The sequence below is a fragment of the Nocardioides endophyticus genome, assembly GCF_039543845.1.
GTDB lineage: Bacteria > Actinomycetota > Actinomycetes > Propionibacteriales > Nocardioidaceae > Nocardioides > Nocardioides endophyticus.
On sequence record NZ_BAABKN010000032.1, the window covers coordinates 100,494 to 120,739 of the forward strand.

The 20,246-nt window shown below is 70.6% G+C and carries 20 protein-coding genes; 11 read left to right on the plus strand and 9 right to left on the minus strand.

Going from position 1 to position 20,246, the window contains the following annotated elements; translation table 11 throughout:
- Positions 1-10: 10 nt before the first annotated feature.
- Entirely contained in the window at positions 11-1,495 is a 1,485-nt protein-coding gene (locus ABEA33_RS23755; protein ID WP_345529572.1) for a DHA2 family efflux MFS transporter permease subunit, read from the minus strand.
- Between the two features lie 37 nt (positions 1,496-1,532).
- Here ABEA33_RS23755 and ABEA33_RS23760 point away from each other — a divergent pair, with 37 nt between their 5' ends.
- The gene (locus ABEA33_RS23760) at positions 1,533-1,961 is read left to right on the plus strand and encodes a DUF3151 domain-containing protein (protein WP_345529573.1); all 429 of its coding nucleotides are present in this window, start codon (positions 1,533-1,535) and stop codon (positions 1,959-1,961) included.
- 3 nt (positions 1,962-1,964) lie between these two features.
- On the opposite strand, the gene lysS is transcribed toward ABEA33_RS23760, so the two are convergent.
- Positions 1,965-3,746, minus strand: a complete 1,782-nt coding sequence (lysS, locus tag ABEA33_RS23765) for a lysine--tRNA ligase (RefSeq protein WP_345529574.1) — start codon at positions 3,744-3,746, stop codon at positions 1,965-1,967.
- Positions 3,747-4,008: 262 nt separating this feature from the next.
- On the opposite strand from lysS, the gene ABEA33_RS23770 reads away from it, so the two are divergent.
- Complete coding sequence (locus tag ABEA33_RS23770; RefSeq protein ID WP_345529575.1) at positions 4,009-5,010, plus strand: helix-turn-helix transcriptional regulator; 1,002 nt, start codon at positions 4,009-4,011, stop codon at positions 5,008-5,010.
- A gap of 53 nt (positions 5,011-5,063) precedes the next feature.
- Here the strand turns inward: ABEA33_RS23770 and ABEA33_RS23775 are convergent, their stop codons facing one another.
- Positions 5,064-5,975, minus strand: a complete 912-nt coding sequence (locus ABEA33_RS23775) for a diacylglycerol/lipid kinase family protein (protein WP_345529576.1) — start codon at positions 5,973-5,975, stop codon at positions 5,064-5,066.
- Between the two features lie 140 nt (positions 5,976-6,115).
- On the opposite strand from ABEA33_RS23775, the gene ABEA33_RS23780 reads away from it, so the two are divergent.
- The 4 genes from ABEA33_RS23780 to purB all read left to right on the plus strand — a co-directional run bounded on the left by ABEA33_RS23780 (position 6,116) and on the right by purB (position 10,802).
- Positions 6,116-7,414, plus strand: a complete 1,299-nt coding sequence (locus tag ABEA33_RS23780; protein ID WP_345529577.1) for an adenylosuccinate synthase — start codon at positions 6,116-6,118, stop codon at positions 7,412-7,414.
- Entirely contained in the window at positions 7,414-8,694 is a 1,281-nt protein-coding gene (gene purD, locus ABEA33_RS23785; RefSeq protein ID WP_345529578.1) for a phosphoribosylamine--glycine ligase, read from the plus strand. The genes ABEA33_RS23780 and purD overlap by 1 nt, the downstream gene beginning before the upstream one ends.
- Before the next feature lie 108 nt (positions 8,695-8,802).
- Positions 8,803-9,360 (plus strand): hypothetical protein, encoded by a 558-nt coding sequence (locus ABEA33_RS23790; protein ID WP_345529579.1) that lies wholly within the window; start codon positions 8,803-8,805, stop codon positions 9,358-9,360.
- Positions 9,357-10,802 carry an adenylosuccinate lyase gene (purB, locus tag ABEA33_RS23795; RefSeq protein ID WP_345529580.1) on the plus strand — a complete coding sequence of 482 codons (1,446 nt, stop codon included), beginning with the start codon at positions 9,357-9,359 and terminating at the stop codon, positions 10,800-10,802. Before ABEA33_RS23790 ends, purB begins: the two co-directional genes overlap by 4 nt.
- A gap of 160 nt (positions 10,803-10,962) precedes the next feature.
- Here the strand turns inward: purB and ABEA33_RS23800 are convergent, their stop codons facing one another.
- Genes ABEA33_RS23800 through ABEA33_RS23810 form a run of 3 tightly spaced genes read right to left on the minus strand, consistent with a single transcriptional unit; the run spans position 10,963 to position 13,646 of the window.
- Entirely contained in the window at positions 10,963-11,535 is a 573-nt protein-coding gene (locus tag ABEA33_RS23800; protein ID WP_345529581.1) for a carboxymuconolactone decarboxylase family protein, read from the minus strand.
- On the minus strand, positions 11,532-12,998 hold the full coding sequence (locus ABEA33_RS23805; protein ID WP_345529582.1) for an MFS transporter: 1,467 nt from the start codon (positions 12,996-12,998) through the stop codon (positions 11,532-11,534). Before ABEA33_RS23805 ends, ABEA33_RS23800 begins: the two co-directional genes overlap by 4 nt.
- Positions 12,999-13,034: 36 nt before the next feature.
- Positions 13,035-13,646: a hypothetical protein gene (locus ABEA33_RS23810; RefSeq protein WP_345529583.1), complete on the minus strand. Its 612-nt coding sequence runs from the start codon at positions 13,644-13,646 to the stop codon at positions 13,035-13,037.
- A gap of 59 nt (positions 13,647-13,705) precedes the next feature.
- Between ABEA33_RS23810 and ABEA33_RS23815 the strand changes: the two genes are divergently transcribed.
- Both ABEA33_RS23815 and ABEA33_RS23820 read left to right on the plus strand, forming a co-directional pair.
- A complete protein-coding gene (locus ABEA33_RS23815) occupies positions 13,706-14,260 on the plus strand; it encodes an antibiotic biosynthesis monooxygenase (RefSeq protein WP_345529584.1) in 555 nt (184 codons plus the stop codon).
- Positions 14,261-14,364: 104 nt separating this feature from the next.
- Positions 14,365-15,252, plus strand: coding sequence for a glycoside hydrolase family protein (locus ABEA33_RS23820; RefSeq protein WP_345529585.1), 888 nt, complete (start codon positions 14,365-14,367; stop codon positions 15,250-15,252).
- 21 nt (positions 15,253-15,273) lie between these two features.
- On the opposite strand, the gene ABEA33_RS23825 is transcribed toward ABEA33_RS23820, so the two are convergent.
- A complete protein-coding gene (locus tag ABEA33_RS23825; protein WP_345529586.1) occupies positions 15,274-16,233 on the minus strand; it encodes a sulfotransferase family protein in 960 nt (319 codons plus the stop codon).
- An 85-nt stretch (positions 16,234-16,318) separates the two neighbouring features.
- Between ABEA33_RS23825 and ABEA33_RS23830 the strand changes: the two genes are divergently transcribed.
- Genes ABEA33_RS23830 through ABEA33_RS23840 form a run of 3 tightly spaced genes read left to right on the plus strand, consistent with a single transcriptional unit; the run spans position 16,319 to position 19,184 of the window.
- Positions 16,319-17,203: a phosphoribosylaminoimidazolesuccinocarboxamide synthase gene (locus ABEA33_RS23830; protein WP_345529587.1), complete on the plus strand. Its 885-nt coding sequence runs from the start codon at positions 16,319-16,321 to the stop codon at positions 17,201-17,203.
- A 14-nt stretch (positions 17,204-17,217) separates the two neighbouring features.
- Positions 17,218-17,604, plus strand: coding sequence for an SRPBCC family protein (locus ABEA33_RS23835; RefSeq protein ID WP_345529588.1), 387 nt, complete (start codon positions 17,218-17,220; stop codon positions 17,602-17,604).
- On the plus strand, positions 17,601-19,184 hold the full coding sequence (locus ABEA33_RS23840; RefSeq protein ID WP_345529589.1) for a long-chain-fatty-acid--CoA ligase: 1,584 nt from the start codon (positions 17,601-17,603) through the stop codon (positions 19,182-19,184). The genes ABEA33_RS23835 and ABEA33_RS23840 overlap by 4 nt, the downstream gene beginning before the upstream one ends.
- 182 nt (positions 19,185-19,366) lie before the next feature.
- Here ABEA33_RS23840 and ABEA33_RS23845 read toward each other — a convergent pair whose 3' ends face one another.
- Both ABEA33_RS23845 and ABEA33_RS23850 read right to left on the minus strand, forming a co-directional pair.
- Positions 19,367-19,732 (minus strand): DUF2200 domain-containing protein, encoded by a 366-nt coding sequence (locus tag ABEA33_RS23845; RefSeq protein WP_345529590.1) that lies wholly within the window; start codon positions 19,730-19,732, stop codon positions 19,367-19,369.
- 8 nt (positions 19,733-19,740) lie between these two features.
- Positions 19,741-20,244, minus strand: a complete 504-nt coding sequence (locus ABEA33_RS23850) for a YflT domain-containing protein (RefSeq protein WP_345529591.1) — start codon at positions 20,242-20,244, stop codon at positions 19,741-19,743.
- Positions 20,245-20,246 lie beyond the last annotated feature (2 nt).

The following is a 20,246-nucleotide window of genomic DNA, read 5'->3' on the forward strand; positions in this document are numbered from 1 at the left end:
CCAGCGGGGGCTACTCCACCGTGGTCGCCGCCGGGAAGCCGGTGTGCTTGGGCCGCTCGAAGCAGAGCGCGGCGGCGAAGCCGATCAGGAGTACGACGGCGGGCAGCAACAGCGACTGGGCCATCGCCTTCGAGAACTCGTCGGCGACGACCGCGGGCATCGTGCCGGTGCCGCCCTCGGGGTTGCTGACACCGCCGAGGCCGAAGTGCGCGAGCCGCGCGTCCATGAGGACGGCGATCGCGGCCGAGCCGAGCACGCCGCCGACCTGGCGGTTGGCGTTGTAGACACCGGACCCGGCACCGGCCTGCTGGATCGGCAGGTTGCGCATCGTCGTCGCGGAGACCGGTGCCCAGATGCACGCGTTGCCGACGCCCATCAGGATCATCGGCAGGACCAGCTGCCAGACGGCGGCGTCGGGCGTCATCTGGCTGGAGAGCCAGAAGAACGACGTGGCGATCGAGGCGAACCCGACGCCCACGATGATGCGTGGGTGGATCGAGTCGGTGAGCTTGCCGACCGGACGGGCCAGCACGATCACGATCACCGCCATCGGCACCAGCAGCGCGGCGGCCTCGGTGGGGGAGTAGCCGCGCACGGCCTGGGCGTAGATCATCAGCGGGAAGCCGATCGCAGTCAGCGAGAAGCTCACCACGGTGATGGCGACGTTGCCGACCGAGAAGTTGCGGTCCTTGAAGAGACCCAGCGGCACGAGCGGCTCGGCGGTGTTCTTCGACTGCCAGAACACGAACAGGCCGAGCACCACGATGCCGGAGACGATCATGGCGATGATCCAGGTCGCCCAGTCCTGCTGGTGGCCCTCCTGGATGCCGAAGACGAGCAGGAACATGCCGACACCCGAGAGCGCCACCCCCAGCCAGTCGAAGGAGTGCTGGTGGGTCTCGAGGACCGGCACCAGCCGGATCGCCAGGACGAATCCGATGATGCCGACCGGCACGTTGACGAAGAAGATCCACTCCCAGCCGAGCCCGTCGACCAGGACGCCGCCGAGCAGCGGGCCGACCACCATCGACACCCCGGACGTGGCGCCCCACAGCGCCATCGCCTTGCCGCGCTCAGCCGCCGGGAAGATCCGGGTGATGATCGCCATCGTCTGCGGGGTCATCATCGCGGCGCCGAACCCCTGCATCACCCGGGCGGCGATCAGCATCTCGATCGACCCGGTCAGGCCGCACCACAGCGACGCGAGCGTGAAGACCGTCAGGCCGATGAGGTAGAGGCGTCGCGGCCCGAAGCGGTCACCGAGGCGCCCGGTGATGAGCACCGGCACGGCGTACGCCAGCAGGTAGGCGCTGCTGACCCAGATCACGGCGTTCACGTCGGCGTCGAGGTCGTCGATGATCGCGGGCGTCGCCACCTGCACGATCGTCATGTCGACGAGGATCATGAAGAAGCCGAGACAGAGCGCGTAGAGGGCCGGCCACGGCTTCTTGTCCCCGGCGAATGGGGGCGCGGTCACGGTGCTGGAGTCGGTCACGGGAGAAGTCAACACCCGACCATGGACAATCACTCCCATGAGTTCTTTCACTGGCAATGACCTGATGGCCGGCCCACCGCCCACCCTGCTCCCGGAGGACCCCGCGTCGGCCGAGCTGGTGCCGGGCGCCGACGCGATGGACGTCGTACGCCGTCACCCCGAGTCGCCCGTCGCCTGGGCGACGCTCGCCACGCTCGCCGCCGACGCCGAGGACGACGCGGTCACGATCTACGCGTACGCACGCGTCGGCTACCACCGCAGCCTGGACATGCTGCGCCGCAACGGCTGGAAGGGCCACGGCCCGGTGCCGTGGGAGCACGAGCCCAACCGTGGCTTCCTCACCTGCCTGGCGCTGCTGGCGCTGGCCGCCCGGGCGATCGGCGAGGAGGCCGAGTGGGAGCGCTGCTCGGAGTTCCTGCGTGACTCCAGCGCCACTGCGTACGACGAACTGCTCGGCGACGCCTGATCGTTACGCCGGCGGCGTCAACAGCTGCCGGACCTTGTCGGCGCCGAGTGCCAGGAACAGCGTGGGTAGCCGCGGCCCGCGCTCGGCGTCGACGAGCAGGTTGTAGAGCAGCCGGAAGAAGCGCTTCTGGTCCTGCTTGACCTCGTCCGTCGGGGCGTCGTCGAGGCCCAACCCCCGCGCCAGCTTGGGCACGCCGTAGATCAACGACGTGGTCGACTCGAGGTCGAGCTGGTCCGGCAGCCGGCCGAGCAGCTGGCGCAGCCAGAGCTCCTCGTCCTCGGAGAGCCTGGCGAGCCGCTCGGCGTCGGGGGTCTCGCGGACCGTCGTCCGGTCCTCCTCCGGCACGAAGTCGGCCATCCACGTCATCGCCTTGCCGAGGCGCGGCTCCAGGTCCGCGACCGACGCGTGCGGGTGGCCGACGTCGCCGACGATCCGGCTGATCAGCTCGGCGCTGCCCGCCGTCACGTCCGCCACCGACGACAGCAGCTTGAAGGGGACCACTACGGCCGGCGTCGGGAGGGTCCCGGCGGACGTCGTCGACGAAGCCCGCTCGAAGGCGAGCACCTGGGCGTCGCGCTTCTCGGGGTTGGCGGCCTTCTTGCCGAGCGCGTCCCACTCGTCGTACAGCCGGACCACCTCGGCGCCGAAGTCGACGTTGAAGGCCTGCTTCGGCGCGCGCCGCACATAGAGCCAGCGCAGGATCGGCGCCTCGAGGATCCTCAGGGCCTCGGCCGCGGTCGGCACGCCGCCACGCGACGACGACATCTTGACCTGGCCGCCGGCGCCCACGAACGAGTAGCCGACGAACGACGGCGCGCGGCCGCCGTACAGCTTCACGAGCTCCTTGCCGACGGTGTACGACGAGCCGGGGCTCGCGTGGTCGACGCCGCCGGGCTCGAAGTCGACGCCCTCGAACTGCCAGCGCATCGGCCAGTCGACCTTCCAGACGAGCTTGCCCCCACCCGAGGTGTCAGCAATGTCCGTGGTCAGGTTGGTGACGCCGTCATACGAGCACGCCGTGCAGGTGTAGGCCAGGTCGGTCGTCTCGTCGTCGTACGACGTGATGATGGTGGTGTCGCGACCGCAGTCGCGGCAGTAGGGCTTGTAGGGGAACCGGGCGAGGTCGTCCGTCGCGCCCATCCCGGTCAGTCCGGACTCGCCGTCGTTGGCCACGGAGTCGGCCATGGCGGCCGCCTCCTCGTCGCTCTCGGGACCTGCGGCGGCGGCCCCCGCCTCCAACTGCTTGGTGCGGTAGCGTGACATCACCTGCTCGATCTCGTCGCGCCGGCGTACGGCGGTCAGGATCTGCTCGCGGTAGGCGCCGGCGCGGTACATCTCCGTCTGGGAGACCTCGACCATCTCCACGCCGAGCTCGCGCAGCGAGGCGATCAGCGGCTCCTTGTAGTGCTCGGCCCACGACTCGTGGCAGCTCCACGGGTCGGGTACGGCGGACAGCGGTCGGCCGATGTGCTCGGACCAGGACGGGTCGATGCCGGCCGGGACCTTGCGGAAGCGGTCGTAGTCGTCCCAGCTGTGCAGGTGCCGGGCCGGGATCCCGCGGCGCTTGATCTCCTCGGCCACGAAGTGGACGGTCAGGAACTCGCGCAGGTTGCCCAGGTGGACCGGCCCCGAGGGGCTCGCGCCGGAGGCGCAGGTGATCACGTGGCCGCCGAGGTCGTCGCCGTGCTGCTGCTGAGCGCGGCGGATCGCGTCGTCGGCTGCGCGGGTGACCCAGTCGTGGGGCTCGCCGTTCGACTGGCTGCCGGACTGGGCGCCTCGTGCCATCTGTGCTGCTCCTGAGTCGTGGGGACGTCGTCCGCCAACGCTACCGGGCGCCGCATTGGCAAGTGCCGGGACCGCCGCCCAGTGGCAGTCCCGGCACTTCGCGACGCGCGCGTGCCCCAGTCACGACCTCATCCCCCGATGTGGGTCGTGCGCGGGTGGTCATGCCCCGAGAGATCTCGCGGCCGCGCGCGTGGCGGCGATCATGGCACTGACCTCTCCATGCCATGCCGAGCGAAGTGGCCGCTGGCACTAAGATGCCACCATGGCTCGATCCCGGACCCGGACGTCGCGGGACAGCGTGCTGACGGCGCTCGGCCACCCCGCCGAGCTCGAGCAGCTCTACCAGCGGCTGCGGCCTCAGTCGGGCCGCGAGCTCTCCCGGGTCGCGGCCGCCATGCTCCGCACGCGGGAGGAGCTCCTCGACGACATCGCGCCGCTCGTCGAGACCGGTGCGGTGCGCGTCGAGAGCGACGTGATCGAGGTGGCGACGCCGGTCGAGGTCCTGCGCAGGGTGGTCTCGGCGCAGGCGAGCACCGCCGGGCGGGCGCAGGAGCGGCTCGACGGGGTGAGCCGCGCGATCGAGCTGCTCGCGGCCGAGCAGCGGCTGTCGGTGACCGGCCGGCCCGGGGACAGCCTGCCGGTCGAGGGCGACGTGTGGGTCAGCGGCGACGTCTTCGACATGGTCCGCACCATGCTCCGGGGAAGCGTCGGCGGCGTGATGTGGCTGCGTCCCGACCAGTGGCGCGGTCCCCGTGAAGACCGGATGATCCAGCTGGTCGCGGAGGTGGTCGCGCAGGGCCGCCGGTCTCGGGCGATCTATCCGGTGCGTGCGCTCCACGACGCCCCCGACGTACTCGCCGCCCGCCTCGCGGCCGGTGAGGAGATCCGGGTGCTCCCCGAGCTGCCCACTCGCCTCCTGGTTGTCGGGGACTCGCACGTGGTGGTGCCCGAGCCCCTGGGGCTGGCGGACCTGCCGCTCGCCGTCGTCCGGCAGCGCGGTGTCGTCGAGGCGATGACGTCGTGGTTCGAGGAGCTGTGGGAGCGCGCTGCGGTCCCTGCCTTCGCCGAGGCGGAGCCGCGGCTGGACCTGCGGCAGTTCCTGCTGGAGCAGCTGGCCGCCGGTGCCCACGACGAGCAGATCGCCCGCAAGCTGGGCATCAGCCTGCGTACCGTGCGGCGCCGGGTCTCCGCGCTGATGAGTGAGCTCGGTGCGGACTCGCGCTTCCAGGCCGGCGTCGAGGCGGCCCGGCGGGGGTGGATCTAGGGGTGGCGGCCTGGGTGATGGTGATTTCGAGGCGCCTCACACCTCAACCACCGTCAGGGCATCACCAGCTGGTACGCCGCGGGCTCGAGCCGCCAGGTCCGTTGGCGCTCCGGTCCGTAGATCTCGCCGTCGGCGCTGCACCAGAAGGGGCCGCCCGACACCGACATCTGGGTGCCGCGCAGGTAGGTCACGTCGTCGCGCTCGTGGTGGGACGCGAACCCGAGGTGCGCGACGTACCCCAGCCGGGCGATCGGTCCGGTCGAGCGGGACACCATCACGTCGAAGCGGCCGTCCTCGGGGTCGGCCTCCGGTGTCAGCTCCGCACCGCCGCCGACCGACGTTCCGTTGCCGACCGCGGCCATCAGGATCGGCTCGTCGAGGTCGACCACGACCTCGCCGTCCACCTCGATCCGGACGCGGATGATCGGCGGCCTCCAGGCGGTCATCGCGGCGCCGATCGGGTAGCCGAGCTTGCCGAGGTTGACCTTGCCGACTCCGATCGAGTGGAGGCGCTCCTTCCACCGGGCACCGCGGCGGCTCGCGTTGACTCCCGCGCCGACGTGCACGCTGTTGACGACGATCTCGCCGACCTCGTCGACGATGAGGTCCATCGGTCGCGGCGTCCCGCCCAGGATGACGTGCGCCGCTGCCTCCGGCTCCAGCGGCAGCGAGGTGCCGCGGGCGAAGTCGTTGCCGGTGCCCAGCGGGATCAGCCCGAGCACGGCGTCCTTGAGCTCGCGGCGCCGGTGCAGGGCGGCGATGACAGCGTGCAGGCTGCCGTCTCCGCCCGCGACGACGATCCGGCGTGACCCGGCCCGGTGCAGCACCCCGTCGAGCTCGCCCGGGTTGGCAGTCGCCGCGACCTCGATCGAGACGTGCTCGCGCAGCACGGCCAGGGCCGAGTCCAGGCGCTCCTCGTCCGAGGTGCCGGCCCCTGAGTTGGTGATGACGAGGAGTGGATCCACGTGGCGGACAGTAACTGACGAGTCCGAGGGTCGGGTCACCCTTTGGTAGCGTGTGGCCGCAAGAGCTCCGGTGCCTTGTGCCGGAGTTCTTTCGTTTTCAGGGGTCTCGACAGGCTCGACCACCGAAATGTAGGAGAAGTATGCCGGCGATCGCCATCATCGGAGCCCAGTGGGGCGATGAGGGGAAGGGCAAGGCGACCGACCTCCTCGGCAGCCGTGTCGACTACGTCGTCAAGTTCAACGGCGGCAACAACGCCGGCCACACGGTCGTCATCCGGCAGGAGGACGGCAGCAGCGAGAAGTACGCGCTCCACCTCCTGCCCAGCGGCATCCTGAGCCCCGGCGTCACGCCGGTCATCGGCAACGGCGTGGTCGTCGACCTCGCCGTCCTGTTCGAGGAGCTCGACGCCCTGATCGCTCGCGGCGTCGACGTCAGCCTGCTCAAGGTCAGCGCCAACGCGCACGTGATCGCCGACTACAACCGCACGATCGACAAGATCACCGAGCGCTTCCTCGGCAGCCGCCGGATCGGCACCACCGGCCGCGGGATCGGCCCGACGTACGCCGACAAGATGAACCGCATCGGCATCCGGGTCCAGGACATCTTCGACGAGAAGATCCTCACCCAGAAGGTCGAGGGCGTCCTCGAGCTCAAGAACCAGATCCTCAACAAGATCTACAACCGCCGGGCCGCGACCGTCGAGCAGACCGTCGAGGAGCTGCTCGCGTACGCCGACCGGCTCCGGCCGATGGTCTGCGACACCGGACTGCTGCTCAACCAGGCACTCGACCGCGACGAGATCGTGCTGCTGGAGGCCGGTCAGGCCACGCTGCTCGACGTCGACCACGGCACCTACCCGTTCGTCACCTCGTCCTCAGCGACGTCCGCCGGCGCCTGCACCGGCTCCGGGATCCCGCCGATGCGCCTCAACCAGGTCATCGGGATCGTCAAGGCCTACACGACCCGCGTCGGTGAGGGCCCGTTCCCCACCGAGCTCGAGGACGAGAACGGCGAGCACCTGCGCAAGGTCGGTGCCGAGTTCGGCACCACGACCGGCCGGCCTCGTCGCTGCGGTTGGTACGACGCCGTCATCGCCCGCTACGCCGCCCGCGTCAACGGGGTCACCGACTTCGTGCTCACCAAGCTCGACGTGCTGACCGGCCTCGAGACGATCCCCGTCTGCGTGGCGTACGACGTCGACGGCACCCGCCACGACGAGATGCCGGTCAACCAGACCGACTTCCACCACGCGAAGCCGATCTACGAGTACCTCGACGGTTGGACCGAGGACATCTCCGGCGCCCGCACGCTGGCGGACCTCCCCGCCAACGCGCAGGCGTACGTGAAGGCCGTCGAGGCCATGTCCGGTGCCCGGATCTCGGCCGTCGGCGTCGGTCCGTCGCGCGACGCCACCGTCGTCATCCACGACCTGATCTGATGAAGACCCTCGTCATCGGCAGCGGCGGCCGCGAGCACGCGCTGGCCCACGCACTCTCGCTCGACCCCACGGTGACCGAGGTGCACGCCGCTCCCGGCAACCCGGGCATCGCCGCGGTCGCGACCCTGCACGACGTCGACCCGATGTCCGGCGACTCGGTCGCCGACCTGGCCGAGCGTCTCGGCGCCGACCTCGTCGTCGTCGGGCCGGAGGCGCCGCTGGTCGCGGGCGTGGCGGACGCCGTGCGCGAGCGGGGGATCGCGGTCTTCGGACCGTCGGGCGCTGCCGCCCAGCTCGAGGGCTCGAAGGACTTCTCCAAGGGTGTGATGGTGGCTGCCGGAGTGCCCACCGCCGGCTCGTACACCTGCGCTACCCGCGCCGAGGTCGAGGCCGCGCTCGACGCCTTCGGGGCGCCGTACGTCGTCAAGGACGACGCGCTCGCTGCCGGCAAGGGCGTCGTCGTCACCCGGGACCGGGCCGAGGCGCTGGCGCACGCGGCCCTCTGCACATCGCGGGGGGGCGACCGAGTGGTGATCGAGGAGTTCCTCGACGGTCCCGAGGTCTCGCTCTTCGCGATCTGCGACGGGACCACGGCGTACGCCCTCCAGCCCGCTCAGGACTTCAAGCGGATCTTCGACGGCGGTCGCGGCCCCAACACCGGGGGGATGGGGTCCTACACGCCGCTGACCTGGGCGCAGCCCGACCTGGCCGACGTGGTGCTCGAGCAGGTCGTCCGGCCGACGCTGGTGGAGATGGCCGGGCGCGGCACGCCGTTCGTCGGCTGCCTCTACGTCGGCCTGGCGCTGACCGAGACCGGGCCGCGGGTGATCGAGTTCAACGTCCGCTTCGGCGACCCCGACATCCAGCCCGTGCTTGCGGTGCTCGACTCCCCGCTGGGTGAGCTGCTGACCGCCGCCGCCGCAGGTCGGCTCGCCGGGGTGCCGGCGCCGGTGTTCCGCGATGGCGCGGCGGTCACGGTTGTGCTCGCCTCGGCCGGCTACCCCGAGTCCTCCTCGAAGGGCGACGTGATCACTGGCGCCGACCTTGCCGCGTCCCGCGAAGGCGTCGACGTCATCCACGCAGGCACGGCGCTGTCCGGCGACGATCTCGTCACGGCCGGCGGCCGGGTGCTCGCCGTCCGAGCCGTCGGCACCGACGTCGCCGACGCCCGCGCCACGGCGTACGCCGCCGCAGAGCTGGTCAGCTTTCCCGGCATGCAGCGGCGCAGCGACATCGCGTCCGAGCCGCTCGGGGTGGTCGAGGGTGCGTCTCTTCGCTGATGCTCGTGGACAGTTGGCAATGGGGTCCACGTGGACCCCATTGCCAACTGTCCACAGGCTCACTCCATCCGGCTGTCGTCAGGAGTGGGTGCGGCCTACGGTCGACGCATGCTCGTCAGCGCCCGTGAAGCGGCAGTCCGCCTCAGCACCATCGGCATGCCGCGACGACAGGCAGGCCTGGCCCTGGGTGCGGGCCTCGCCGGAGAGCCGCTCCGGACCTCGAGCGCCACGTTGTACGAGGCCGGGCGTATCGACGATCTCCTGGCCCGGCCGGTCGTCGCGACGGGCGCCGTCTTCCGCGAGTGTCCGTTCGGGCTCTTCCTCGACCGCCGGGTCACCGACGTGCGACGTCTCGAGGAACTCGGCCTGAGTGCGGTCGAGGATCTCCGCCTCGGCGTGTGGGCGGGAGCGCTACTCGGTCTGTCGATCGATCAGGACGGACCGCTTCCCTATGTCTCGACGGTGTGCGGCTTCGTCGTGCTGGGAGGCGAGATCGTCGATGTGACCAGCGGTGCGAACGGTCGGCATCGGTTGCACCTCACCGACCCCGGTCCGTGGTTCGACGCGTGGCGCGGTCATCGCTGGCCCACGGGTGCCGGCAGGGAGTGGTCGTTGCTCGGGCGCCCAGGGGTGACGGGCGTCGCCGTGGGAGAATCAGGCACGTGACCGCGCCGACCTCCGTGCCCAACATTCTGGCCACCCGCTACGCCTCCGCCGAGCTGGCCCAGATCTGGTCGCCCGAGCACAAGATCGTGCTCGAGCGGCAGCTGTGGATCGCGGTGCTCGGGGCGCAGCGCGACCTCGGCATCGACGTACCGGACGGGGTGATCGAGGCCTATCGCGACGTCACGGAGAAGGTCGACCTCGAGTCCATCGCGGCGCGCGAGCGGGTCACCCGACACGACGTGAAGGCCCGGATCGAGGAGTTCAATGCTCTTCTGGGCGGGGCACTGGCCGGGCATGAGCACATCCACAAGGGCATGACCTCCCGCGACCTGACCGAGAACGTCGAGCAGCTCCAGGTGAAGCAGTCCCTGGCGCTGGTCCGCGACCGGGCCGTCGCCGCGTTGGCTCGGCTGGGTCGACTCGCCGCCGAGCACGAGGCCACCGTGATGGCCGGCCGTTCCCACAACGTCGCCGCGCAGGCGACCACGCTCGGCAAGCGGTTCGCCACTGTGGCCGACGAGATGCTGATCTCGATCGACCGGGTCGAGGACCTGCTGTCCCGCTACCCGTTGCGCGGCATCAAGGGCCCGATGGGCACCGCCCAGGACATGCTCGACCTGCTCGAGGGCGACGCTGCCAAACTGCAGCAGCTCGAGGAGCGCGTGGCCCACCACCTCGGCTTCGACCACGTCCTGACCAGCGTCGGCCAGGTCTACCCGCGCTCCCTCGACTTCGACGTCGTCTCCTCGCTGGTCCAGCTGGTCGCCGCCCCTTCCAACCTGGCGACCACGATCCGGCTGATGGCCGGCAACGAGCTCGTCACCGAGGGCTTCAAGGAGGGCCAGGTCGGCTCGTCCGCGATGCCGCACAAGATGAACAGCCGTTCGGCCGAACGCGTCAACGGCCTGTCCGTCGTCCTGCGCGGCCACCTGTCGATGATCGGCGAGCTCGCGGGCGACCAGTGGAACGAGGGCGACGTCTCCGACTCCGTCGTACGCCGTGTCGCGCTGCCCGACGCGTTCTTCGCCGCCGACGGCCTCTTCGAGACGTTCCTGACGGTGCTCGACGAGTTCGGTGCGTTCCCGGCCGTGATCCAGCGCGAGCTCGACCGCTACCTGCCGTTCCTGTCGACGACCAAGGTGCTGATGGCCGCCGTGCGCAACGGTGTCGGTCGCGAGGCCGCCCACGAGGCGATCAAGGAGGCCGCGGTCGGGACCGCTCTCGACATGCGCCGGGGCCAGGCCGACAACGACGTCTTCGCCCGACTCGCCGCCGACCCCCGCCTCGGCCTGACGGAGGCCCAGCTCGCGAGTCTGGTCGCCGAGCCGATCACGTTCACGGGCGCCGCCGTCGACCAGGTCCAGGCCGTCGTACGACGCGTCGCCGAGGTGACCGCGCGTCACCCCGAGGCCGCGGCGTACGCACCCGGCAGCATTCTCTAGGTCGCCTGCAACGCTCACCTCGGTGCCGGACCTGGACGGAGACGCGACCCTGGCCGGCTCAGCGGCGAGATGACCTACGAGAACGGCAGTCGGTCCCTCGAGGTGATGGGGGTCTCGCGGAGAGCTACGAGGGCTATGTCGAGGGACCACACCGCGATTCTCAGCGTCCCCAGGTGACGACGTCGGCCACCGCGCTCGGAGCGTTCGCCCACAGCTCGGTGTCAGGCACGGCTCCCAAGGCATCGTTGACGGTCGAGAACGCCAGCCGGAGGGCCACGAACACCGTGACCGCGAAGATGGTGGCGTCGTCGAGCCCCGCGTCCCGGAGGCCGTCGACGTTCGCCGACGTCGTGCCGTTCGGGTCGGCCGCGACCCGGCGTGCCCAGGAGGCCATCGCCTGCTCGCGGTCCGAGAGCCCGGCGTCGGTGCCCGTGAGCACACCGGCCGCCAGGTCTGCGTCCTCGGTCTCGGCCGCGAGCTTCGTGCCCCACGCGAGGGAGCAGTAGGAGTCGCCGAGGGTGGACGCGCAGGCCGTCACGAGGATGCCGCGCTCGCGCATCGACAGGCCACCTGTGCGGGCGACCTCCGCGACCAGGGCGAAAAGGCGGCTGTTGGCGTCGGGGTGGTGCGCCCACACGCGGCTCAGGTTCATGACGTAGCCGTGGTCCTGGACATCGGCGGCGTACAGCGCTTGGACTTGTGGCGTCGGCTCGGGCTCGGCGAGGAAGGTCATGCTGCAGTCTGCTGCCGCGTCGACCGGACTGCCATCGCCAAGGCGAATGAAACCAGGACCGCGCCGGTCAGCAGCGCGGCCCGCAGCCCGGTGTCGGCGGAGGTGTCCCCGGCGAGCTGGTAGACGGTGACCAGTACGGCGGCGCCGATGGACGCGCCGATGCGCTGGCCGGTCTGCAGGGCGCCACCGGCGGCACCACCCATCCGGGGCGGCACCTCGGCGAGGGTGAGGATCATGTTCGGTGAGACGACCGCGCCCGCGCCGAGCCCGGCCAGCAGCAGGGTCGGCGCCAGCCACGGCCAGACCGGGTCGTGCCCCGGCACCAGCAGGGCGACCAGCACAACGCCGGTGATCATCGTCGCGAGTGCGGCGACGATCAGCCGCCGGCCGAGATCGGAGACGTAGCGTCCAGCCAGCGGCGCGCTGAGCGCAGAGCCGCCGGCGAACGGGACCAGCAGCAGACCTGCCTGGAGCGGCGCCATCCCCAGCCCCTCCTGGAGGTAGAGCGACGTCACCAGCAGGACGCCGGTGAAGCCGGTGAAGTAGAGCGCGCCGACGGCCAGTCCGTTGAGGTAGCCCGGCAGGCCCCGCAGCAGCGCCAGGTCCAGCAGGGGCGGGTGGCCGCGTCGCGCCGTACGCCGCTCCCACGCGACGAACCCCCAGCCGAAGACCGGGACGCCGACGAGCAGCAGCAGCGGCAGCCGCTCACCGCCCTCGACCCGGACGATCGGGTAGAGCAGGCACAACACCGTGGCGCCGAGCAGCAGAGCGCCGGGGACGTCGATCCGGTTGTCGGCCGCGGTGCCTCCGGAGGTCGAGCTCGTCGAGACCCGTCGAGGCACCATGACGAGCACGGCGATCAGCGCGGCGAGCCCGATGGGGACGTTGACCAGGAAGAGCCAGCGCCACCCGTTCTCCTCACCCGCGAGCGCGATGATGACACCGCCCAGGACAGGGCCGATGGCCGACGAGATCGAGACGGTCAACCCGAAGATGCCGAACGCGCGCCCGCGTTCGCGCCCGCGGAAGAGCTGCTGGATCAGGCCGGAGTTCTGGGGCGTGAGCAGTCCGGCGCTGGCGCCCTGCAGGAGCCGGGCGATCACCACGAGCTCGACGTTCGGAGCCAAGCCGACCGCTGTGCTGGAGACGATGAAGCAGATCAGCCCCACGAGCATCAGGCGTCGGCGGCCGTACGCGTCGCCGAGCCGGCCGCCGGCGACCAGGGTGAGGCCGAAGGCGAGTGCGTAGCCGGAGACGACCCACTGGATGGTGCCGGCTGAGGTGTGCAGGCCCTCCCGCATCGACGGGATCGCGACGTTGACGATCGAGACGTCGAGAAGCGCCATGAACCCGATGACGAGCGAGACGCCCAGGATCCGCCAGCGCCGGGGGTCGGGTGTGTACGTCGGCTCGATGACGTGCGGCGTCTCGACGCTCGGCACATCGAAGGCGTGCTCGCTCACGCACCCACCGTGCCCGGCAGGTGGTCGTCGTACTCGTCAGGCGCGGGCGTGCCCGCCCCAGTTGGCGAGCTTGACCGCGACGCCGTGCAGATCGGCCTTGCGGACCTCGGCGTCGATCAGCGGCAGGATGGCGTCCCACTCCACGGCGAACGAGCCTTTGATCTGGTCGAAGCCGTCGGGACGGGCGAAGAACCAGACGTGGAAGTGCGACGACCCGTCGCCCCAGCGGTTGACGTGCACGCGACCGATGCCGGGCAGGCCCTCGATGATCCGGACCAGCCGGTTGGAGATCCGGCCGAACTCGGAGGCGAGGTCGTCGTCGATCTGGCCGGCGTCCTCGTGGTCGCGGGTCTGCAGGACGAGCACCAGTGGCAGACCGCTCGCCGGGCGGGTGGTGAGCACCCAGTGCTCGTCCTCCCAGACGATGGTGTCCGGGTCGATGCCGGCGCAGGTGTCGCAGGGGGGACCGCCCTCGTCGCCGACCCGCGGCTGCTCGACGCCGGGTGCCGCAAGGGTCTTCGGTGCGATCGCGCCGTCGACGACCTCCCAGGGGAAGATCTCCCACCCGGCGATCGACGGGGCGGGCAGCCGCCCGTCGGGGGCAACGGCGAGGACGCGGGCGTGGATCTCAGACGCAGACTCCGGCATGGCCCAACTGTGCCAGCCCGACTTGCGCTTCGGCTCGGCACCCCCGGAGCATCGCGTTCATGAGTGCTCCCGTCACGGTCTCGATCACCCGCACCATCGCGCCAGGCCACAGCGACGAGATGCTCGCCTGGATCCGCGCCGGCTCCGCCCTTGCCACCCGCTTCGACGGGTTCCTCGGCTCGGGCTGGGTGCGCCCGTCGACCCAGTCGGAGGAGTGGCACATGCTCTACCGCTTTGCCGATGAGCAGTCGCTCGCGACGTGGGAGGCCTCGCCGCAGCGTGAGTGGTGGCTGGGCGCCGCCCAGGGTCTGGTCGGCGAGTCGAGCGTCGAGCGCCGGACCGGGATCGAGGGCTGGTTCGACCCGCCGGCGACGTACGACGTCGAGGACCTGCGCCCGCCTGCCCCCGCGCCGCCGCGGTGGAAGCAGGCGACCGTGATCTTCCTGGTCTTCTATCCGCTCAGCGTGCTGGCGAACTGGATCGCCGGGCACCTCATCGCCGACTGGGCGCTCCCGCTGCGGGTGCTCGCCGTCGTGCTGGTGATGACGCCCGTGATGACCTACGTCGCGCTGCCGTGGGTCACCCAGCGCATGGAGTGGTGGCTGCGCCGCTGACCGATGGTCGGGGCCGACCCGCTGGTGAGTCCGATGGTTGAGGTGCGAAGGCCGCCAGGCCTGAGCCTCGAAACCATAGTGGACCGCTCGACTATGCTGGGTGAATGTCCGTTGACACGCTGCCACCGCTCCCGTCGTACGACGACCTCCAGGTCGTGGTGCCCGCTCCGGGTGTCGGCCCCGGCAACTGGGCGGGTGCGGCGAGCGCCGTGCTCGTCGATGGGACCTACTGGCTGACCTACCGGGTGCGCCGCCCTCTCGCCGAGGGGCGCGGCGTCTCGGTGGTTGTCGCCAGCTCGCCCGACGGGGTGACCTTCGAGGAGGTCGCCGTCGTCGACCGGGAGGCGTTCGGTTGCGAGTCGTTCGAGCGCCCGGTGCTGGTGCCTGTCCCCGGCGTCGGGTGGCGGCTCTATCTCTCCTGCGCCACTCCGGGCTCGAAGCACTGGTGGGTCGACAGCCTCACGGCCGCGACGCCGGCAGAGCTGCCCACCGGCGAGCGCCGGGTCGTGCTGCCCGGCGACGACGAGGTCGCCGTCAAGGACCCGGTAGTGGAGCACACCCCTGAAGGCTGGCGGATGTGGCTCTGCTGCCACCCGCTGACCGACGCCGGTCACGAGGACCGGATGACGACGCGGTTGCTGACCAGCCTCGACGGGCTCGACTGGACCGACCGCGGCGAGGTGCTCGCGGGCCGACCCGGCCGCTGGGATGCCCGCGGCGCGCGGGTGTCGACGGTGCTGACCTCCGACCCGCTCGTGGTGCTGTACGACGGCCGCGCCGATGCCGCCTCGAACTGGTACGAGACGACCGGTGTCGCGCGCTGGGACGGCGAGCGGCTGGTCGCCGACGACTCCGAGCCGATCGCGTCGCCGTACTCCGACGGCGCCTGGCGCTACGCCTCCGCCGTACCGCTGCCCGACGGTCGCACTCGCTTCTACGTCGAGGCCGCGCGGCCCGACGGCGCGCATGACCTGGTGACGCTGGTTCGCTGACGGTGGTTGAGGTGCCGACGATCAGGCGCGCTGGCGCTCCTCGAACGAGCCCTTCGGCTCGGGCGAGAGCCAGTCGGAGAAGTCCTGCCCGCTGAGGTCGGACAGCAGGTCGACGTCGTCGGTGAAGTGGCGCACCAGCCGTTCGCGCTGCTCGGGGGTGAGCCGCGGGCGCGGACCGTCGCCGGTCTGCAGCCTCGCCACCAGCGGCACGCTGGCCCGGCGCCAGACGTCCGGCGGCGCGAACTGGCCGAGGTGGGCGCCGGCACGGATCGCGGGACCTAGCACGGTCGGCCGCCAACCCGGCGGGACATAGCTGCGTGAGTTGTCCCGCGGGATGGTGGCCACCATGCCCGGTGTGATGCCGAGGAATCGGCAGGCCCGGTCGACGGCGGCCGGCGGGTCGTCGACGATGTCGCGGTAGCGCAGCACGAGGATCCGCTCCGGGTCGACGTACTGGTGCAGATGAGCGAGCTGCTCGCCGTACATCCCGAGCTCGCGGTAGCGCCAGAACGGTGCCCACCCGGCCCGCACCCGCTCGTCCTGGCGGGCGAAGGCGGCCTCGAAGTCGGCGAGCGGCTCGAGGCCGTCGCACCACAGGTGCATCCAGTTCGAGTACGCCCGGTCGACCGGGTCGCGGACCACGGCGATCAGTCGTACGTCGGGCAGCGACTCGGCGATCCGGCGGTGCGCGCCTCGGCTCCAGAGGTAGAACGGCGTGCTCTCGCCGCGGACCGTGTCGGGCCGGGCGGTCTCGAACAGGGCGGCGTACTCGTCGTGACGCCAGATCCACTCCTGCTGCGAGTGTGCGTCGCCGGGCCCGCGCCAGGCCGGGGGAGGAGCGCCGTCGCAGAGCCAGAACTTCGGCTCCTTGGGCCGGGTCACGAACACCTCGGGATGCTGCGAGAGCGCGGCGTGCAGGGCGGTGGTGCCGGCCTTGGGGGCGCCGACGATCAGGAAGTCAGGACGCGGTGGTCGGATCATGAGGCCCTCACTCTGCGGATCAGCGGCTCAAACCAAAGTAACCCAGTAGTGAAAGACTTGAAAGGCCAACTCCTAGAGTGTGCGCGTGGCCGAACTCAACATCCCGCCCGCGCCGAGCATCGAGGGCGCCCAACACCTCCACTCCGGCAAGGTGCGCGACCTCTACGAGCTCCCCGGCGGTGAGCTGCTGATGGTCGCCAGCGACCGGATCTCGATCTTCGACTTCGTTCTCGACACGACGATCCCCGACAAGGGCGAGATCCTGACCCGGATGTCGCTGTGGTGGTTCGACCAGCTCGCCGACCTGGTGCCCAACCACGTCATCTCGACCGACGTGCCGGACGCCGTACGCGGCCGTGCCGTCGTGTGCGAACGGCTCGCGATGTATCCCGTCGAGTGCGTTGCCCGCGGCTACCTCACCGGGTCCGGGCTGCTCGACTATCGCGCCACTGGCGAGGTGTGCGGCATCGCGCTGCCGGCCGGGCTCGAGGACGGCAGTCGGCTGCCGGCGCCGATCTTCACGCCAGCCACCAAGGCCGAGCTCGGCGACCACGACGAGAACGTCTCGTACGACGCCGTCGCTGCCACTGTCGGCGCCGAGCGCGCCGCGCAGCTGCGCGACCTGACGCTCGAGGTCTACGCGCGGGCCGAGGGGATCGCCCGCGAGCGCGGCATCATCCTGGCCGACACGAAGTTCGAGTTCGGGGCCCGTCCCGACGGCACGACCGTGCTGGCCGACGAGGTGCTCACCCCCGACTCGTCCCGCTTCTGGCCCGCCGCCGAGTGGCAGCCGGGCCGCACGCAGGCGTCGTACGACAAGCAGATCGTGCGCAACTGGGCGCTGTCTCCCGAGTCGGGCTGGGACCGCTCGACCGGTGCGGCCCCGCCGCCGGTGCCGCAAGAGGTCGTCGACCGCACCCGCAGCCGCTACGTCGAGGCTTACGAGCTGCTGACCGGAGAGACGTTCTGACGGTCGCGTTCCCGGTGCCACCTGAGGTGGCCTTCGACTACCTGGTGGACCCGCGCCGCCGCCCGGAGTGGCAGTCGAGCCTGAGTCGCGTCGAGGACGTCGACGGTGAGCCGCGGGTCGGTCAGACCTGGGTGGACGTGACGAAGCCGGGGGTGCGCCCGGCGATGGAGACGACCGAGCTCGACCGGCCGCATCGCTGGACCGAGACCGGGACCTGGCGCGGCATCTCCGCGACCTTGACGCTGACCTTCACCGAGACCACCACGGGCTGCAACGTCGAGCCCACGATGGTGGTGCGGGGACGGGGCGTCGCTGCCCCGATCGCGCGGGCGCTCTCGCTCGTGGCGCCGTACGCCGTCCGAGGTGATCTGCGCCACGCGGCCGGTAGGTTGAGGGCATGACGACGTACAACCTGGCGAGCATCCTCGAGGACAGTGCTGCGACCTACTCCGACCGCACCGCGGTCGTGTTCGCAGGAGCTGACGGGCAGAGTTCACGGCTGACCTACACCGAGGTCAACGCCTTCTCCAACATGGTCGCCAATCTGCTGGCGGCGCGGGGGATCCAGCCGGGCGACAAGGTCGCGCTGACCTGCCCGAACCTGCCCTACTTCACCGTCGTCTACTTCGGCATCCTCAAGGCCGGAGCGACCGTCGTGCCTCTCAACGTGCTGCTGAGGGGTCGCGAGGTCGCCTATCACCTGCAGGACTCCGACGCGAAGGCGTACTTCTGCTTCCAGGGCACACCCGAGCTGCCGATGGGTGAGGCCGGGTACGCCGGCTTCAAGGAGAGCGAGGGCTGCGAGCACTTCTTCGTCATCACGGCCGGCCTCGGCGACGCCTCGCCGATCGAGGGCACCGAGACCATGGCACAGGCGATGGGCGGTCAGCCCGCGGAGTTCGAGACGGTCGCCACCGACGAGGACGACACCGCGGTCATCCTCTACACCTCGGGGACCACCGGTCAGCCGAAGGGCGCCGAGCTGCGGCACCGCAACATGCGCGACAACGCGCTGTCCGGCGAGCCGCTCTTCGGGGCCGACGCGGACAACCCGGACACGTACCTCTGTGTGCTGCCGCTCTTCCACTCGTTCGGCCAGACCGTCTGCCAGAACGGCGCCTTCGCGTACGGCGGCACCGTCGTGATGCTCCCGCGGTTCGAGGCACGGGCGGCGCTGGACCTCATGAAGAAGGAGAGGATCACCTTCTTCGCCGGCGTACCCACCATGTACTGGGGCCTGCTCGGCGCCCTCGAAGGAGCCCAGGCCGACGGCTTCGACGTCGCGGAGGTCGCGGGCCACCTCCGGGTCGCGGTCGCGGGCGGGTCTGCCCTCCCGGTTGAGGTCCACAAGGAGTTCGAGAAGCGCTTCGGGGTCACGATCCTCGAGGGCTACGGGCTGTCCGAGACGTCGCCGGTCGCGTCGTTCTCGAAGTACGGCGAGCCGGTGCGCGTCGGCTCGATCGGGCTGCCGATCCCCGGCGTGGAGATGAAGCTCATCGATCCCGAGTGGAACGTCGTCGAGGGCGCTGACGAGATTGGCGAGATCGCGATCAAGGGCCACAACATCATGAAGGGCTACTACAACCGCCCGGAGGCGACCGCCGACGCCATCCACGACGGCTGGTTCCGCTCCGGCGACCTCGGGCGCCGGGACGAGGACGGTTGGTACTACATCGTCGACCGGTTCAAGGACATGATCATCCGCGGCGGCTACAACGTGTACCCGCGCGAGGTCGAGGAGGTCCTGATGACCCACCCGGCCGTGTCCCTCGCCGCCGTGATCGGCGTGCCGCACGAGAGTCACGGTGAGGAGATCAAGGCCGTCGTCATCCTCGCCGACGGTGCCGAGGTGAGCGAGGACGAGCTGCTCGCCTGGGGCAAGGAGCAGATGGCCAACTACAAGTACCCGCGCATCGTGCAGTTCGTCGATGCCCTCCCGATGACCTCCACCGGCAAGATCCTCAAGCGTGAGCTGAGCTAGCTCGAGCTTGATGCCGCCGTTGGTCGAGCAGTGACGGCGCGCTGGCGCCTGAGCGTCGTCGAGACCTCCGCAGCTCGCCTGGTGCAGCGATCACCTGGTCGACGCCGGATCTTGGCTCTCCCAGGTCTCGACACGCGGGTCGCGGCTTCGCAGGCTCAGCCGCGCCGCTTGCTCGACCACCATCATCGGGTCCGCTGGCGCGTCCCCGATCGCAGGACCTTGTCCATCGCCTTGCCCTTGGCGAGCTCGTCGACGAGCTTGTCGAGGTAGCGGATCTGCTGCATCAGCGGGTCCTCGACGTTCTCGACGCGCACCCCGCAGACGAGCCCGGTGATCAACGAGGCGTTCGGGTTGAGCCGCGCGTCGGCGAAGAAGTCCTCGAACGTCGTCTCGTCGTCCAGGTGGCGCTCCAGCTCCGCCTGGTCGAAGCCGGTGAGCCACCGGATCGCCTGGTCGAGCTCGTCTTTCGTCCGGCCCTTCCGCTCCACCTTCGCGACGTAGTGCGGATAGACAGACGCGAAGCTCGTGGTGAAGATCCGGTGCGCCACCGCAGGACCTACTCGAACGGGTTCGGCAGCGCGCCGGGCAGCTTGGCGAGCAGCTCGCGGGCCTGGCCGGCGACCTTGTGCTCGACGAGCACCTCGTAGCGGGTGGCGACCACCTGCGTGATCGAGGAGAAGTCGCGCTGGCCGCGGGTCAGGGCGTAGCCGAGCAGCGCCCACACGATGCCGAAGACGGCGCCGAGGAGGACCGTCGAGACGATCATCGCGAAGACGTTCTCGTCGACGAAGAACGAGAAGATCAGCCCGACGAAGAGGCCGAGCCACAGGCCCGAGAGCAGGCCGCCGAGCGCGACGCGTCCCGTCGTCAGCCGGCCGGTGATCCGCTCGACCCGCTTGAGGTCGGTGCCGACGATCATCAGGTTCTTGACCGGGAACTCGTTGTCGGAGAGGAAGTCGACGGTCTTCTGCGCGGCCGGGTAGTCGTCGTAGACCGCCAGGGACTGGGGGAACTCGAGTCGGAGCGGGTTGGCGCCGGGGAGGCCTGTGGGGATGCTCATGC

Excerpts from the sequence above, each read along its gene's own strand:
- ABEA33_RS23800 (WP_345529581.1), bottom strand. The coding sequence starts at position 11,535 with ATGACCTTCCTCGCCGAGCCCGAGCCGACGCCACAAGTCCAAGCGCTG.
- ABEA33_RS23815 (WP_345529584.1), top strand. The coding sequence starts at position 13,706 with ATGAGTGCTCCCGTCACGGTCTCGATCACCCGCACCATCGCGCCAGGC.
- ABEA33_RS23770 (WP_345529575.1), top strand. The coding sequence starts at position 4,009 with ATGGCTCGATCCCGGACCCGGACGTCGCGGGACAGCGTGCTGACGGCG.
- purD (WP_345529578.1), top strand. The coding sequence starts at position 7,414 with ATGAAGACCCTCGTCATCGGCAGCGGCGGCCGCGAGCACGCGCTGGCC.
- ABEA33_RS23825 (WP_345529586.1), bottom strand. The coding sequence starts at position 16,233 with ATGATCCGACCACCGCGTCCTGACTTCCTGATCGTCGGCGCCCCCAAG.
- lysS (WP_345529574.1), bottom strand. The coding sequence starts at position 3,746 with ATGGCACGAGGCGCCCAGTCCGGCAGCCAGTCGAACGGCGAGCCCCAC.
- ABEA33_RS23810 (WP_345529583.1), bottom strand. The coding sequence starts at position 13,646 with ATGCCGGAGTCTGCGTCTGAGATCCACGCCCGCGTCCTCGCCGTTGCC.
- ABEA33_RS23840 (WP_345529589.1), top strand. The coding sequence starts at position 17,601 with ATGACGACGTACAACCTGGCGAGCATCCTCGAGGACAGTGCTGCGACC.
- ABEA33_RS23760 (WP_345529573.1), top strand. The coding sequence starts at position 1,533 with ATGAGTTCTTTCACTGGCAATGACCTGATGGCCGGCCCACCGCCCACC.
- ABEA33_RS23790 (WP_345529579.1), top strand. The coding sequence starts at position 8,803 with ATGCTCGTCAGCGCCCGTGAAGCGGCAGTCCGCCTCAGCACCATCGGC.
- ABEA33_RS23780 (WP_345529577.1), top strand. The coding sequence starts at position 6,116 with ATGCCGGCGATCGCCATCATCGGAGCCCAGTGGGGCGATGAGGGGAAG.
- ABEA33_RS23820 (WP_345529585.1), top strand. The coding sequence starts at position 14,365 with ATGTCCGTTGACACGCTGCCACCGCTCCCGTCGTACGACGACCTCCAG.
- ABEA33_RS23850 (WP_345529591.1), bottom strand. The coding sequence starts at position 20,244 with ATGAGCATCCCCACAGGCCTCCCCGGCGCCAACCCGCTCCGACTCGAG.